General features: G+C 64.3%; 15 protein-coding genes. 13 read left to right on the forward strand and 2 right to left on the reverse strand.

What is annotated here, in order from left to right; all coding sequences use genetic code 11:
* Positions 1-16 precede the first annotated feature (16 nt).
* Positions 17-289, forward strand: a complete 273-nt coding sequence (locus VGV07_RS18880; RefSeq protein ID WP_055884955.1) for a hypothetical protein — start codon at positions 17-19, stop codon at positions 287-289.
* A 363-nt stretch (positions 290-652) separates the two neighbouring features.
* Here VGV07_RS18880 and VGV07_RS18885 read toward each other — a convergent pair whose 3' ends face one another.
* Positions 653-1,360 carry a gamma-glutamylcyclotransferase gene (locus tag VGV07_RS18885; protein WP_326870275.1) on the reverse strand — a complete coding sequence of 236 codons (708 nt, stop codon included), beginning with the start codon at positions 1,358-1,360 and terminating at the stop codon, positions 653-655.
* Between the two features lie 12 nt (positions 1,361-1,372).
* On the reverse strand, positions 1,373-1,819 hold the full coding sequence (locus VGV07_RS18890) for an invasion associated locus B family protein (RefSeq protein WP_326870286.1): 447 nt from the start codon (positions 1,817-1,819) through the stop codon (positions 1,373-1,375).
* Positions 1,820-2,234: 415 nt separating this feature from the next.
* Between VGV07_RS18890 and coxB the strand changes: the two genes are divergently transcribed.
* The 12 genes from coxB (at position 2,235) to VGV07_RS18950 (ending at position 12,669) form a co-directional block, all read left to right on the forward strand.
* Positions 2,235-3,143, forward strand: a complete 909-nt coding sequence (coxB, locus tag VGV07_RS18895) for a cytochrome c oxidase subunit II (RefSeq protein WP_414649980.1) — start codon at positions 2,235-2,237, stop codon at positions 3,141-3,143.
* A 60-nt stretch (positions 3,144-3,203) separates the two neighbouring features.
* A complete protein-coding gene (gene ctaD, locus VGV07_RS18900; protein WP_326870276.1) occupies positions 3,204-4,898 on the forward strand; it encodes a cytochrome c oxidase subunit I in 1,695 nt (564 codons plus the stop codon).
* A gap of 55 nt (positions 4,899-4,953) precedes the next feature.
* Positions 4,954-5,883 carry a heme o synthase gene (locus tag VGV07_RS18905; RefSeq protein ID WP_326870277.1) on the forward strand — a complete coding sequence of 310 codons (930 nt, stop codon included), beginning with the start codon at positions 4,954-4,956 and terminating at the stop codon, positions 5,881-5,883.
* Positions 5,883-6,041: a hypothetical protein gene (locus VGV07_RS18910; protein WP_197421386.1), complete on the forward strand. Its 159-nt coding sequence runs from the start codon at positions 5,883-5,885 to the stop codon at positions 6,039-6,041. Before VGV07_RS18905 ends, VGV07_RS18910 begins: the two co-directional genes overlap by 1 nt.
* Positions 6,041-6,598 carry a cytochrome c oxidase assembly protein gene (locus VGV07_RS18915; protein ID WP_326870278.1) on the forward strand — a complete coding sequence of 186 codons (558 nt, stop codon included), beginning with the start codon at positions 6,041-6,043 and terminating at the stop codon, positions 6,596-6,598. Before VGV07_RS18910 ends, VGV07_RS18915 begins: the two co-directional genes overlap by 1 nt.
* A 2-nt stretch (positions 6,599-6,600) precedes the next feature.
* On the forward strand, positions 6,601-7,440 hold the full coding sequence (locus VGV07_RS18920; RefSeq protein WP_326870279.1) for a cytochrome c oxidase subunit 3: 840 nt from the start codon (positions 6,601-6,603) through the stop codon (positions 7,438-7,440).
* A 71-nt stretch (positions 7,441-7,511) separates the two neighbouring features.
* Positions 7,512-8,129 carry a pyridoxamine 5'-phosphate oxidase family protein gene (locus VGV07_RS18925; RefSeq protein ID WP_326870280.1) on the forward strand — a complete coding sequence of 206 codons (618 nt, stop codon included), beginning with the start codon at positions 7,512-7,514 and terminating at the stop codon, positions 8,127-8,129.
* A 2-nt stretch (positions 8,130-8,131) separates the two neighbouring features.
* Positions 8,132-8,509, forward strand: a complete 378-nt coding sequence (locus VGV07_RS18930; RefSeq protein WP_326870281.1) for a DUF983 domain-containing protein — start codon at positions 8,132-8,134, stop codon at positions 8,507-8,509.
* A complete protein-coding gene (locus VGV07_RS18935) occupies positions 8,502-9,275 on the forward strand; it encodes an SURF1 family protein (RefSeq protein WP_326870282.1) in 774 nt (257 codons plus the stop codon). The genes VGV07_RS18930 and VGV07_RS18935 overlap by 8 nt, the downstream gene beginning before the upstream one ends.
* Before the next feature lie 109 nt (positions 9,276-9,384).
* Positions 9,385-10,785 carry a threonine synthase gene (gene thrC / locus VGV07_RS18940; protein WP_326870283.1) on the forward strand — a complete coding sequence of 467 codons (1,401 nt, stop codon included), beginning with the start codon at positions 9,385-9,387 and terminating at the stop codon, positions 10,783-10,785.
* Complete coding sequence (locus VGV07_RS18945; RefSeq protein WP_326870284.1) at positions 10,786-12,048, forward strand: pitrilysin family protein; 1,263 nt, start codon at positions 10,786-10,788, stop codon at positions 12,046-12,048. It abuts the gene before it with no gap.
* An 18-nt stretch (positions 12,049-12,066) separates the two neighbouring features.
* Positions 12,067-12,669, forward strand: coding sequence for a GNAT family protein (locus VGV07_RS18950; RefSeq protein WP_326870285.1), 603 nt, complete (start codon positions 12,067-12,069; stop codon positions 12,667-12,669).
* Positions 12,670-12,822: the final 153 nt, after the last annotated feature.

Raw genomic sequence — 12,822 nt, forward strand, 5'->3', positions numbered from 1 at the left:
AAATTGGAGAAGGACCATGGTCCACTTGCTTTCGAGCGAGCGGCCGTCGATGGCTGCCGCGTCGTCCAACCCGTTGCGCGCTCTGGTGAACTGGTTCGCCAAAGTCCGGGCTGCACGAGCTCGCCGCGTCGCCTTCGAGTCACTTCTCGACTACGACACGGCTCGCCTCGAGGATCTCGGCATCAACCGCCAGGATTTGTTCGAAGCGCTCGACAGCCCCAGCCAGCGCCCCGGCTACAAGCTGCAGCAGAAGCGTGCCGAAAGCTCCCGCCATTGGCTCAACCCGTGATCGGAGCGTTTCCAGGAAAAGTTGCAGACTTTTCCGGTTCGGAAGCGCGACCACTCAGGGCTTAAGCCTCCGCCTGGTACGGTCCCCAGATTGTGCCATCTTCGGGCCGGCTCACCCGCCGGCCCTGTTTCCTGATGAACTGCCGGGTCTTCGGACCCGGCTTTTTTTGTTCATGGTCTGCCGACCTTGCCCAATCCCAGCGAAACTGCCCATCGATGAGCTTGCCACCAGAAGCACCCCAAGCTCGGTGTCATCCCCGCGAAAGCGGGGACCTCCGTTTTGCCCCGGTGGGTGGAGCGCCGCAATAACTCCGAACCCATAAGCTTTCGCTGGGATGACACCGAGTGCGTTGATGGCCTTCGATCAACGAGCGGGTTCAGACCCATCCAGCCGTTCCGCCACCAGTTCCTGCAGCCGCCACAGATGCGGATCGTGGATGCCGAGCTGTTCGAGGTGGCTCACCGTGTTGAACAGATACTCGACCATCGAGCCGCGCGAGCCCACGGCCTTGGCAAGCACATCAGCAATCTGCGCCTCGCTGAGCCCCGAAACATAGCGCCCGCTGTTGCGGTCGATGCAGAAGGTGAAGGCGCGGACCGTCCCGTGTTCCGTCGCTACGCTCACCCAGCGCGGCGGGAACGGCGAGGGCTTGCGGCCCATCTCGCGCCGGCAGAGTTTTTCGATGTTCTCCTCGGCAGCACCCGGCGGCAGCCGGTACAGCGCCCCCTTGCACGAGCCGCCCCGATCGAGCGCCAACATCAGCCCGGGATTGGCTTCCGAGCCACGGAACCAGGTGTTCCAGCCGAGGCAGAAGGCACGGTGCCAGCCACGCAGAAGCCCGGTGCGGATTTCGACGAACTCGCAGGCCGGCTTCCAGATCAGGGACCCATAGGCGAACACCCAGATCTGGTCCGAGCCATCGCTGCCTGCGAGAATTTCCTGCGTGAACTGCCGAAAGTCGTCGTCGGTCGAGGTTTCGGCCGGCGGCAGCGGTCCATCCGGCGTCACCAGCAGCGCCATCCGGGCCACATGGGCCTCCGTCAGGCGCATCTGCCGAGCGGGCGGGGCCATTGGACGCTGTCCTTACGGAAGCTGCGCGAAGCCGTCGCCGAAGCCGTTGAGTGAGACGGGAATGCCGATGCCCTCTTCCGGTGTCTTGAACACGAAGAAGATGGCGCTCTTGCCGGTCGTCAGCTTGGCGATCAACTCGTCATCCAGCACCACTTCGGCCACGCACCCATTGGGCAGGCAGCGCACGAACGCCACCCGGCCGATATTGGCGCCATCGATGTTGAGCCCCAGCCCGTTGGGCAGCAGCACGCCGAGCGGCGCGAGGACCCGCAACAGCCGCGCCTGCTTGTCGGCGGTTTTCAGCACGATCACCGACAGCCCGACATTGGGCTGGTCTTCGGCGGAGACATTCTGGATCAGCGCACACTGCTCGAAGCTGGCGCCCGGCGGCGTGTCGCAGCTCATCTGCCAGTCGCCGTACTGCGCCTTGACCACGCCCTGCGCCAGGGCAGGGGACATCAGCCCCAAAGCGAAGGCGGCCACCGCAAAGGTTCGAACAACAAGCCCGAGGATTGGCTGCACCGATCCACTCTCTCTATATGTGACATAACGAATCCCGCGTTTCCTTGGGCTCTGCTTCTTAGTCGGCTGGCCCTGCGCGGCTGTCAACCGGCCGGCCCGCGGGACGCCGCGGATAAACGCCTGCCAATCAAGGCGAGCGTGAGGCGACACCCTCATCGGACGGAAAGGTGCGTTTTGACGCACGGTGCGACAAGAGGCATGAATTGCCTTGGGTCTGCCGATGTGGTTTAGACACATTCCAAGTTTCAAGCGCTCCGAAGTTGAGTCGGGGCGGCGTTTCGCTATGCCGCAATTGCCCCCTCAACCCGCGCAAGAATACCGGACCAGACGGGATCTCAAGGGGGTTTTTTAGGTGACCGGCAAACTACTGAGTTCGATCGGCTCGCTGGGAGCCGCAGCCCTCGCATTGCTGCCCATGGTGGCGGTTGCGCAGGAGCAAGGCCATCCAGTGCCGGGTCAGATCGGGCTGCAGCCCTCCGTGACCCCGATCATGGATTCCATCCACGCCTTCCATGATGGCCCGCTGCTGTGGACCGCCGTGCTCATCGCGCTGCTGGTGCTGGTGCTGCTGATCGTCGTGATCGTGCGCTTCAACGCCAAGGCGAACCCCAAGCCGTCGACCACCACGCACAACACGCTGGTCGAGATCGTCTGGACGGTGGTCCCGATCCTGATCCTCGTGATCATTGCCATCCCCTCCTTCGCGGTGCTGACCGACCAACTCACCGTCCCCGATGGCGAGCGCAAATATCTGGGCTCGAACATCTTCTCGTTCGGTGATGTCGAAGTTCCTGCCGCCGCGCTGACGGTCAAGGCGACCGGCCAGCAGTGGTACTGGGACTACGAGTATGTCGATCAGGGCAAGTCGATGTCCTCCTCGATCCTCTCCGAAGAGGCCCGTCTCGCCCAGGTGCCGGTGCAGCCCCGCCTGCTCGCCGTCGACTACCAGCTGGTGGTTCCGGTCGATACCACCGTGCGCATGCAGATCACCGCCGATCCGTCGGGCGTCATCCACGCCTTCGCCGTACCGTCGTTCGGCATCAAGATCGACGCGGTTCCCGGCAAGCTCAACGAGACCTGGTTCAATGCCCGCAAGACCGGCATCTACTACGGTCAGTGCTCCGAGCTCTGCGGCAAGGACCATGCCTTCATGCCGATCGCCGTACGCGTCGTGACGAAGGAAGAATTCGCGGCCTGGATGGCGGCGTTCGAGGCGGGTACCGTCGACGACGCCAACGCCACCCTGCCTGCACTCAGCTAAGGACCCGTGCGCGGGTCCTCGACCCGGCGCAGCGAGAATTCGATAAAGGGATCGCTCACTATGGCCGATACTCACGCTTTGGAAGCCCATGACGGCCACGGCCACGCCGCGGCGCATGATCATGGTCATCCGACTGGCTGGCGGCGCTACGTCTATTCCACCAATCACAAGGACATCGGCACGATGTACCTTATCTTCGCGATCTGCGCGGGGGTGATTGGTGGCCTGCTGTCCGGCGCCATGCGCCTCGAGTTGCAGGAACCGGGCATTCAGATCTTCCACGGCCTCGCGGCCATGGTCTACGGCGCCGAGGGCGATGCCGCTCTCGATGCCGGCAAGCACATGTTCAACGTGTTCACCACCGCGCATGCCCTCATCATGATCTTCTTCATGGTGATGCCGGCGATGATCGGCGGGTTCGGCAACTGGTTCGTGCCGCTGATGATCGGCGCGCCGGACATGGCCTTCCCGCGCATGAACAACATCTCGTTCTGGCTCCTCCCGCCGGCTTTCCTGCTGCTCGTCCTCTCGCTGTTCTTCGAGGGACCGGCAGGCGCACACGGCGTCGGCGGCGGCTGGACCATCTACCCGCCATTATCGACATCCGGACAACCGGGGCCGGCGATGGACTTTGCCATCCTGTCGCTCCACATCGCCGGCGCGTCGTCCATCCTTGGCGCCGTCAACTTCATCACCACGATCTTCAACATGCGTGCGCCGGGCATGACGCTCCATCGCATGCCGCTGTTCCCGTGGTCGGTGCTGGTCACCGCGTTCCTGCTGCTGCTGTCGCTGCCGGTGCTCGCCGGTGCGATCACCATGCTGCTGACCGACCGCAATTTCGGCACCACCTTCTTCGCACCTGAAGGCGGCGGCGACCCGATCCTGTTCCAGCACCTGTTCTGGTTCTTCGGTCACCCCGAGGTGTACATCCTGATCCTGCCGGGCTTCGGCATCGTCAGCCACATCGTCTCGACCTTCTCGCGCAAGCCCGTGTTCGGCTACCTCGCGATGGTCTACGCCATGATCGCCATCGGCGGCGTCGGCTTCATCGTGTGGGCGCACCACATGTATACGGTCGGCATGTCGCTCGATGTGCAGCGCTACTTCGTCGCCGCCACCATGGTCATCGCGGTGCCTACAGGAGTGAAGATCTTCAGTTGGATCGCCACCATGTGGGGCGGCTCGATCACCTTCCGTACGCCCATGCTGTGGGCCATTGGCTTCATCTTCCTGTTCACCGTCGGCGGTGTGACGGGCGTGATCCTCGCCAATGCGGGCGCCGACCGTGCGCTGCACGACACCTATTATGTGGTGGCGCACTTCCACTACGTGCTGTCGCTGGGTGCGGTGTTCGCCATCTTCGCCGCCTGGTACTACTGGTACCCGAAGATGTTCGGCATCATGTACAACGAGACGCTGGCCAACATCCATTTCTGGATCACCTTTGTCGGCGTGAACGTGATCTTCTTCCCGCAGCACTTCCTCGGCCTCGCCGGCATGCCGCGTCGTTACATCGACTATCCGGATGCCTTCGCGCTGTGGAACCGCGTCTCCTCGATCGGCTACTACATCACCTTCGCCGGTCTGGTGCTGTTCCTCTACATCCTGTTCGAGGCGGCCCGTAAGAAGCGTCCGGCTCCGGCGAACCCCTGGGGTGATGGTGCGACCACGCTCGAGTGGACGCTGCCCAGCCCGCCGCCGTTCCACCAGTTCGAGACGCTGCCGCGTATCGGCGCCGACACGAACCACTAACTGAAAGATCTGTGCGCGGGGCCTTCGGGTCCCGCGGCAACCAAGGCGAGAGACATTGGCCTACGTGCACCACAGCAATGAGATATCGCACCGCGCCCACGAGGCGCGGGTCGAGGATTATCTCGCGCTGCTGAAGCCGCGGGTCATGTCGCTCGTGGTGTTTACTGCCCTCGTCGGGTTGCTGCTGGCTCCGGGCGGGATCAACCCCTTCGTCGGCGCTGTCGCCATCCTCTGCATCGCTATCGGGGCAGGGGCCTCGGGTGCGCTGAACATGTGGTATGACGCCGACATCGACGCGGTGATGAGCCGCACCGCCAACCGCCCGATCCCGGCCGGCCGCATGGAGCGCGATCACGCGCTGGCCTTCGGCCTCGTGCTCTCGGTGTTCTCGGTGGCGCTGCTCGGCCTTGCCACCAACTGGTTGGCGGCGGGCCTCCTCGCCTTCACCATCTTCTTTTACGCCGTGATCTACACGATGTGGCTGAAGCGCTCGACGCCGCAGAACATCGTTATTGGCGGCGCCGCCGGCGCGTTCCCGCCAATGGTCGGCTGGGCCGCGGTCACCGGCACCATCAGCATCGAATCCGTGGTGCTGTTTCTCATCATCTTCCTCTGGACCCCGCCGCATTTCTGGGCGCTGGCGCTCTACAAGCAGTCCGACTACGGCGCCGCCAACATTCCGATGCTGCCAAACGTCGCTGGCGAGCCAGCCACCAAGCTCCAGATCCTCGTCTACTCGGTGCTGCTCGTCGCCTCGACGCTGATCCCGAGCTGGATCGGCTTCATGGGCCCGATCTACACCGCCGCCGCCGTCGGCACTGGCGCCGGGTTCCTGTGGTTTGCCTGGGCGCTCTTCCGCACCACCGAGACGGTGGCGATGAAGAAGGCCGGCCGGGTGCTGTTCACCTACTCTCTGAGCTATCTAGCCGTGATCTTCCTGGCGCTGATCACCGACCACGTAGCCAACATGCTGGGATGGCTCTGATGGTCGAACCCGTGAAGCGCGACGAAGAGGCCGAGGCGGCCGCCCGTCGCCGCCGTCGTTCGGTGGCCCTCGGCCTGGCGCTCGCCGCCTTCGTCATCATTGTCTACGTCCTGACCATCGTGAAGATGGGCCCGGCAGTGCTCGATCGGCCGCTCTGATGACTGACGCGTCGATGCCGCATTCGCCATCTCTCCGCAACCGCCGTGTCGCCATCACGCTGCTGGTACTGGTGGCCGCCATGGTCGGCGCCGCCTACGCCGCCGTTCCGCTCTATGCGCTGTTCTGCCAGGTCACCGGCTTCGGCGGCACGACGCAGGTCTCTGCCGGCAACCTCAAGGGCGCCATCGCCCGCGAGATGACCGTGCGCTTCGACTCCAATGTCGAGGGCGCGCTGCCCTGGACCGTGACGGCAGCGAAGCCCGTCACCGACAAGATCGGCAATGTCGAGACCGTGGTGTTCACCGCTCACAACTCTTCCGACAAGCCCGTCACCGGCCAGGCGATCTTCAACGTCACGCCCGAGCAGACCGGCGTGTACTTCAACAAGATCGAGTGCTTCTGCTTCACCGAGCAGACGCTGCAGCCCGGCGAGACCGTCGAGATGCCGATCGTCTTCTTCGTTGACCCCGATATCGCCGAGGACCGCGATCTCGACACCATCCGGGACATCACCCTGTCCTACACATTCTACGCCGTTAAGAGCGAGGGAACCTGACCATGGCTGCGCACGCCAAGCCCAACCACGACTACCACCTGGTAAACCCCAGCCCCTGGCCCTTCGTCGGCTCGGTCTCGGCCTTCGTCATGGCCGTCGGCGCCGTGCTTTGGTTCCATGAAATCACCTCGTTCTGGATCCTGATCGCTGGCTTGGTCGGCGTGCTCTACACCATGTATGCGTGGTGGAGCGACGTCATCAAGGAAGGCAAGGCCGGTGATCATACCCCGGTGGTGATGATGCATCACCGCTACGGCATGATCCTGTTCATTGCGTCCGAGGTGATGTTCTTCGTCGCCTGGTTCTGGGCCTATTTCGATGGCTTCTTTAACCAGGAAGCGCACGAGCAGTATGCCCGTATCGCCGCCATGGGCCCGACCTGGCCGCCCACAGGCGTCGAGCTGTTCAGCCCCTGGCACCTGCCGCTGTTCAACACGCTGATCCTTCTGACCTCGGGCACCGCGGTCACCTGGGCGCACCATGCGCTGCTGCATCGCGACAAGCGCGGCCTCGTCTGGGGCCTCGCCATCACCATCGCGCTGGGCGTGCTGTTCACCTGCGTGCAGGCGCTCGAGTATTCGGAGGCCGGCTTCCAGTTCAGCGGCAATCTCTATGGCGCCACTTTCTTCATGGCGACCGGTTTCCACGGCTTCCACGTGCTGATCGGTACGATCTTCCTGATCGTCTGCCTGATCCGCGCCATGCGCGACTCCTTCACCCCCGAGCATCACCTCGGCTTCGAGTTCGCCGCCTGGTACTGGCACTTCGTTGACGTGGTGTGGCTGTTCCTGTTCGCCTCGATCTACGTCTGGGGCAGCTGGGGCGTCACCCTCAGCCACTAAGGCCGCCGGGCAACCAGAAACTTCCCGAGGGGCGCGGCATGGCTGCGCCCTTCGTTCTTCCGGGGACAGAGATGACCGATCACATCATCCGCGATGTTGCGAGCCTCGAGGCGATCTACGGCGAGGTGAGCCTCGGCGCCCAGCACAAGGAAATGCCCTACCTCCACCCACACTACGCGGCGCTGATCAAGGCCTCGCCCTTCGCCATCCTCGCCACGTCAGGACCGGGCGGCCTCGATGCCTCGCCGCGCGGCGATCCGCCCGGCTTCGTCGAGATCCTCGATGACAAGACCCTGCTGCTGGCCGATCGGCGCGGTAACAACCGCCTCGACAGCCTGCGCAACGTCATCGCCGATCCGCATGTCGCCCTGCTGTTCCTCGTCCCCGGCGTCGGCGAGACCTTGCGCGTCAACGGCACCGCCGAGATCTCCGTGGCGCCCGAGCTGATGCAGCGCCTCGCGGTCGACGGCAAGCCGCCGCGCAGCGTCCTCGTCATCCATATCGACACCGTGTTCTTCCAGTGCTCGCGTGCCCTGGTACGCTCCGAACTCTGGAATCCAAACCGGCATGTCGAACGCGCCAGCCTGCCGAGCCCCGGCCAGATGCTGGCCGCGACCAGCGAGGCGCGTATCGACGGCGAGGCCTATGATCGCGAACTGCCTGAACGCCTGAAAGTGACGCTCTACTGACCATGACCGAGCCGACCAAGGAACGCCTGCCGTCCCCGTTCGCCACGGGCCTTGCCTGCCGCTGCCCGCGCTGCGGGGAAGGGCCGCTGTTCACCGGCTTCCTGAAGCCGGTGTCACGCTGCGAGAGCTGCGGTGAAGACCTCAGCTTTGCTGCCGCCACCGAGGGCCCGGCCGTCTTCATCATCCTGATCGTCGGTTTCGTCATCGTCGGTGCCGCCGCGACGGTTGAGGCGCTGTTCCATCCGCCGCCCTTTGTCCACCTGCTGCTCTGGCTGCCCAGCACCGTCATCCTGTCGCTGCTGCTGCTCCGCCCGCTGAAAGCAACGATGGTAGCGCTGCAGTACCACAACCGCGCTGGGGAAGGCCGCCTCGATGGCTGATGACAGCCTCCCCAGCCGGCGTGCGGGCTGGTCGTTCTGGGCTTTTGTCGGCTTGATGCTGGTGCTGATGGTGCTGTTCGTCGTGCTCGGCATCTGGCAGGTCGAACGGCTCGGTGAGAAAGAGCACCTGATCGCCAACGTCGCCTCCCGCATGAACCTTGCCCCGGAGCCGCTGCCGCCGGTCGGCGAGTGGTCGGCGTTCGACGCCGACGCCTGGAACTATCGCCCGGTCAGCGTCGCCGGGACGTTCCGGGCGGCCGAGACGGTGCTGGTGTTCACCAGCCTCGCCGACCAGCGCGGCAAGTTCTCAGGGCCCGGCTACTGGGTGATGACCCCGCTTGAACTGGCAGCCGGCGGTACGGTCTTCATCAATCGCGGGTTTGTGCCCGAGGCGTCGTCTGAGGCCTTTGCCGCCGGCGGCACGGTCGAGCCCGGCCTTGTCAGCCTCGAGGGCATCGCTCGCGCCACCGAAGAGATCAACAGCTTCACGCCGGCGCCCGATACGTCCAAGCGCGTCGAATGGGTGCGCAACACCGAGCGTCTCGCGTCCATGGCCGGGCCGGTGGCCCAGCCGGTGGCGCCGATCTATATCGATCTGCCGGACATGGGCGAGGGCGTGCTGCCACAGGGCGGCGAGACCGTCGTCAGCTTCCCCAACAACCACCTCGGCTACGCCATCACCTGGTTTGGCTTCGCGACGCTGGTGCCGTTCCTGCTGTTCTTCTGGGCCCGCCGCCAGCGGGTGACGAAGCCCCCGAAACCGTGATCGAGCCATGAAACTTGCGGCGCAGCCTCAGTTTCAATAGGGTGCGGCGCAATCCCAACCCGCGTGCGCAGCAGGCACGTGCGAGAACAAGGCGGGGCGCTTTCCCTACATGCAGTTCGTTTCTACGCGCGGCGGGGCGGTCGTGCCCGGCTTCTCCGATGCAGTCCTTGCGGGTCTGGCAAGCGATGGCGGCCTTTATGTCCCCGAGACCTGGCCTCAGATCACCCACGGCGAGATCGCAGCCTATGCCAACCGGCCCTATGCCGAAGTCGCGTTCGACATCATCCGACGCTTCGTCACCGGCGAAATTCCTGATGCCGAGCTGAAGCGCATCATCGATGAGGCCTATGCCACCTTCCGGCACCCGTCGGTGGCGCCGCTGGTCGAAATCGAGCCCGGTCACTTCGTGCTCGAGCTGTTCCACGGCCCGACGCTGGCGTTCAAGGATGTGGCGATGCAGTTTCTCGGTCGGGTGATGGATCACATCCTCGCCCGCCGCGGCAGCCGCGCCACCATTGTCGGCGCCACCTCCGGCGATACCGGTTCGGCTGCCATCGAAGCCTTCCGCGGCCGCGATGCCACCGATATTTTCATTCTTCATCCCGAGGGCCGTACTTCGGAGGTACAGCGCCGCCAGATGACCACGGTGCTCGACGCCAACGTCCACAATATTGCGTTGCGTGGCACCTTCGATGACTGCCAGGACATCGTGAAGGGGCTGTTCAATAATCGCGGCTTCCGCGACCGGACACAGCTTTCGGGCGTCAATTCGATCAACTGGGGCCGCATCGTCGCGCAGATCGTCTACTACTTCACCGCCGCGGCCTCGCTCGGCGCGCCGCACCGCGAGGTGATCTTCACCGTCCCCACCGGCAATTTCGGCGACATCTTCGCCGGCTACTGCGCCGCGCGGATGGGCCTGCCGATCAAGACGCTGGCCATCGCCACCAACTCCAACGACATCCTCGCCCGCACCATCGAAACCGGGCGCTATGAAGTCACCGGCGTTACTCCGACCATCAGTCCCTCGATGGATATCCAGGTCAGCTCGAACTTCGAGCGGCTGCTCTTCGAAGCTGTTGGTCGCGACGCCGATGCGGTGAAGTCGATGATGAGCGGCCTGAAGCAATCCGGCGGCTTCACGATCCCCGACCAGGGCATGGCGGCGATCCGCCGGCAGTTCGTTGCCGGCCGCACCGACGAAGCCGCAACGGCGGCAACCATAAAGGCCGTCGAGACCGGCTCGGGCTACCTGCTTGACCCGCACACCGCGGTCGGTGTCGCCGTCGCGCACTCGTTGACAGGCGGCTCCGCGCCGGTGGTGACGCTCGCCACCGCGCACCCGGCCAAGTTCCCGGCGGCGGTCAAGGCCGCGGCGGGCATTGAACCGGCTTTGCCGGCGTGGTTGTCTGATCTTTACGAACGAGAAGAACGCTTGACGGTGCTGAACAACAATCAGTCCGAGGTTGAGCAGTTCATTGCGGCACGTACCCGTGCCGGAGGAGTATAAGTGACGGTCCGGAGTACGACGCTTCCCAACGGCATGACCGTTCTCACCGACGACATGCCGCATCTCGAAAGCGCCTCGCTGGGCATCTGGGTCAAGGCCGGGTCACGCAGCGAAACCGAAGCCGAGCATGGCATCTCGCACATGCTCGAGCATATGGCCTTCAAGGGCACCAAGACCCGCGATGCCCTTGAGATCGCCTCCACCATCGAGAATGTCGGCGGCGACCTCAACGCCGCGACCTCGGTGGAGCACACCGGCTACTTCGCCCGCGTGCTGAAGGAAGATGTGGCGCTCTCCGCCGACATCCTCTCGGACATCTTGCAGAACTCGCAGTTCGAGCAGCATGAGCTCGATCGCGAGCAGCAGGTAATCGTCCAGGAGATCGGCGCGGCGCGCGACAACCCCGATGATCACGTGTTCGACCTGTTCCAGCAGGCGGCCTTCCCCGACCAGGCCATCGGTCGCACCATCCTTGGTACGGTCGAGTCGGTGAACAGCTTCGGTCCGGATTCCATCCGCGCCTATATGGAGCGCAACTATGTGGGTGACCACATGGTGCTGTGCGCTGCCGGCAACGTCGATCACGATGCGCTGGTCGACATCGCCAATAACCGCTTCCACGATCTGAAGCCGACGGGTGCTCCGCCGCCCGACAAGGCGGCCTATGTTGGCGGCGAGCAGCGTCTCGTTTCCGACCACGAGCAGGCCCATATCGTGCTCGGCATGGAAGGGCGCGCCTACAATTCCGACGGCTTTTATGCCGTGCAGATCCTGGCCTCGATCCTTGGCGGCGGCATGAGCTCGCGGCTGTTCCAGGAAGTGCGTGAGAAGCGCGGCCTCTGCTATTCGGTCTACGCCTTCCACTGGGCCTTCGCCGATAGCGGCATCTTCGGCGTCGCCGCCTCGACGGGCGAAGACGAAGTGGCCGAACTGCTGCCGGTCGTCCTCGATGAACTGCGCAAAGCGACCGAGACGATCTCCGATGAAGAAGTGATCCGCGTCCGCAACCAGATCCGTGCCGGCCTCCTGATGTCGCTCGAGAGCCCGTCGTCACGCGCCGGACAGCTGGCGCGGCAGCAGATTCTGTGGGGCCGCACCATCCCGCTGCAGGAGACGGTCGATCGCATCAACCGCATCACCGCCGAGCGCGTCAAACAGATCGCGAGGCAGGTGTTCGATGCCGGCCAGGTGTCGCTCGCCGGCATCGGCCCGGTCGCCAAGCTCCCCGACTATCGCGATATCGCGGCACAGCTGAAGAACTGAGGCGTAAGCGGCGTCATCATGATGCTCACCTGGTTTGCGCGCGACGATACCCCGGTGCTGACGGGTCAGCGCGTGTTCCTCAGGGCGCCGCGCGCTACCGACTACACCGCCTGGCGTGACCTGCGCCGGGCCAGCCGCGATTTCCTGCGTCCCTACGAGCCACGCTGGACCGACTCGGACCTCGGCCAGCGCGTCTATGCCGCGCGTCTCAGGCGCGGTCGCGAGGAGGCGAAAGCCGGCACCGACTATGCCTTCTTCATCTTCACCCGCAGCGATGAGGAACTGGTGGGCGGCATCACGCTCTCCAACGTGCGGCGCCGCGCCGCGCAGTTCGTCAACCTCGGTTACTGGATGGGGCACAAGTTCGCCGGCCAGGGCTACATGACCGAAGCGGTGAGCCTGGTAGTGCCCTACTGCTTCGAAACCTTGGGTTTGCACAGGATTCACGCCGCTTTCCTGCCTGACAACCAAGCCAGCCGACGTGTCCTTGAAAAAAACGGATTCACCGAAGAGGGCTACGCCGAACACTACCTCCAGATCGACGGCAGGTGGGCAGATCACGTGCTGTTCGGCTTGACCCGAGAGCGCTACGACGCTGCCGTTAGGCACGCTCGCCGGTGAATGCTTGTCCCCAGGGGGAAACCCCGTTACCTAGGTTCCCCAACCATGACTGCGGCAGGGCCATTTTTCAGCTAATGCGTCACATCCTCTACCTCGCGATGTGTATTGCGTTTGCGCTGGTCGGGACCCTTCCCGCTGCCGCCTTCGACGTCA

The organism is Devosia sp. (genome assembly GCF_035944845.1).
Classification (GTDB): domain Bacteria; phylum Pseudomonadota; class Alphaproteobacteria; order Rhizobiales; family Devosiaceae; genus Devosia_A.

Bases quoted from the DNA above. Each gene is read 5' to 3' on its own strand.
- VGV07_RS18935 (WP_326870282.1), top strand. From the start codon at position 8,502: ATGGCTGATGACAGCCTCCCCAGCCGGCGTGCGGGCTGGTCGTTCTGG.
- VGV07_RS18915 (WP_326870278.1), top strand. From the start codon at position 6,041: ATGACTGACGCGTCGATGCCGCATTCGCCATCTCTCCGCAACCGCCGT.
- ctaD (WP_326870276.1), top strand. From the start codon at position 3,204: ATGGCCGATACTCACGCTTTGGAAGCCCATGACGGCCACGGCCACGCC.
- VGV07_RS18885 (WP_326870275.1), bottom strand. From the start codon at position 1,360: ATGGCCCCGCCCGCTCGGCAGATGCGCCTGACGGAGGCCCATGTGGCC.
- VGV07_RS18920 (WP_326870279.1), top strand. From the start codon at position 6,601: ATGGCTGCGCACGCCAAGCCCAACCACGACTACCACCTGGTAAACCCC.
- thrC (WP_326870283.1), top strand. From the start codon at position 9,385: ATGCAGTTCGTTTCTACGCGCGGCGGGGCGGTCGTGCCCGGCTTCTCC.
- VGV07_RS18910 (WP_197421386.1), top strand. From the start codon at position 5,883: ATGGTCGAACCCGTGAAGCGCGACGAAGAGGCCGAGGCGGCCGCCCGT.
- VGV07_RS18930 (WP_326870281.1), top strand. From the start codon at position 8,132: ATGACCGAGCCGACCAAGGAACGCCTGCCGTCCCCGTTCGCCACGGGC.
- VGV07_RS18890 (WP_326870286.1), bottom strand. From the start codon at position 1,819: ATGTCCCCTGCCCTGGCGCAGGGCGTGGTCAAGGCGCAGTACGGCGAC.
- VGV07_RS18880 (WP_055884955.1), top strand. From the start codon at position 17: ATGGTCCACTTGCTTTCGAGCGAGCGGCCGTCGATGGCTGCCGCGTCG.
- VGV07_RS18925 (WP_326870280.1), top strand. From the start codon at position 7,512: ATGACCGATCACATCATCCGCGATGTTGCGAGCCTCGAGGCGATCTAC.
- VGV07_RS18950 (WP_326870285.1), top strand. From the start codon at position 12,067: ATGATGCTCACCTGGTTTGCGCGCGACGATACCCCGGTGCTGACGGGT.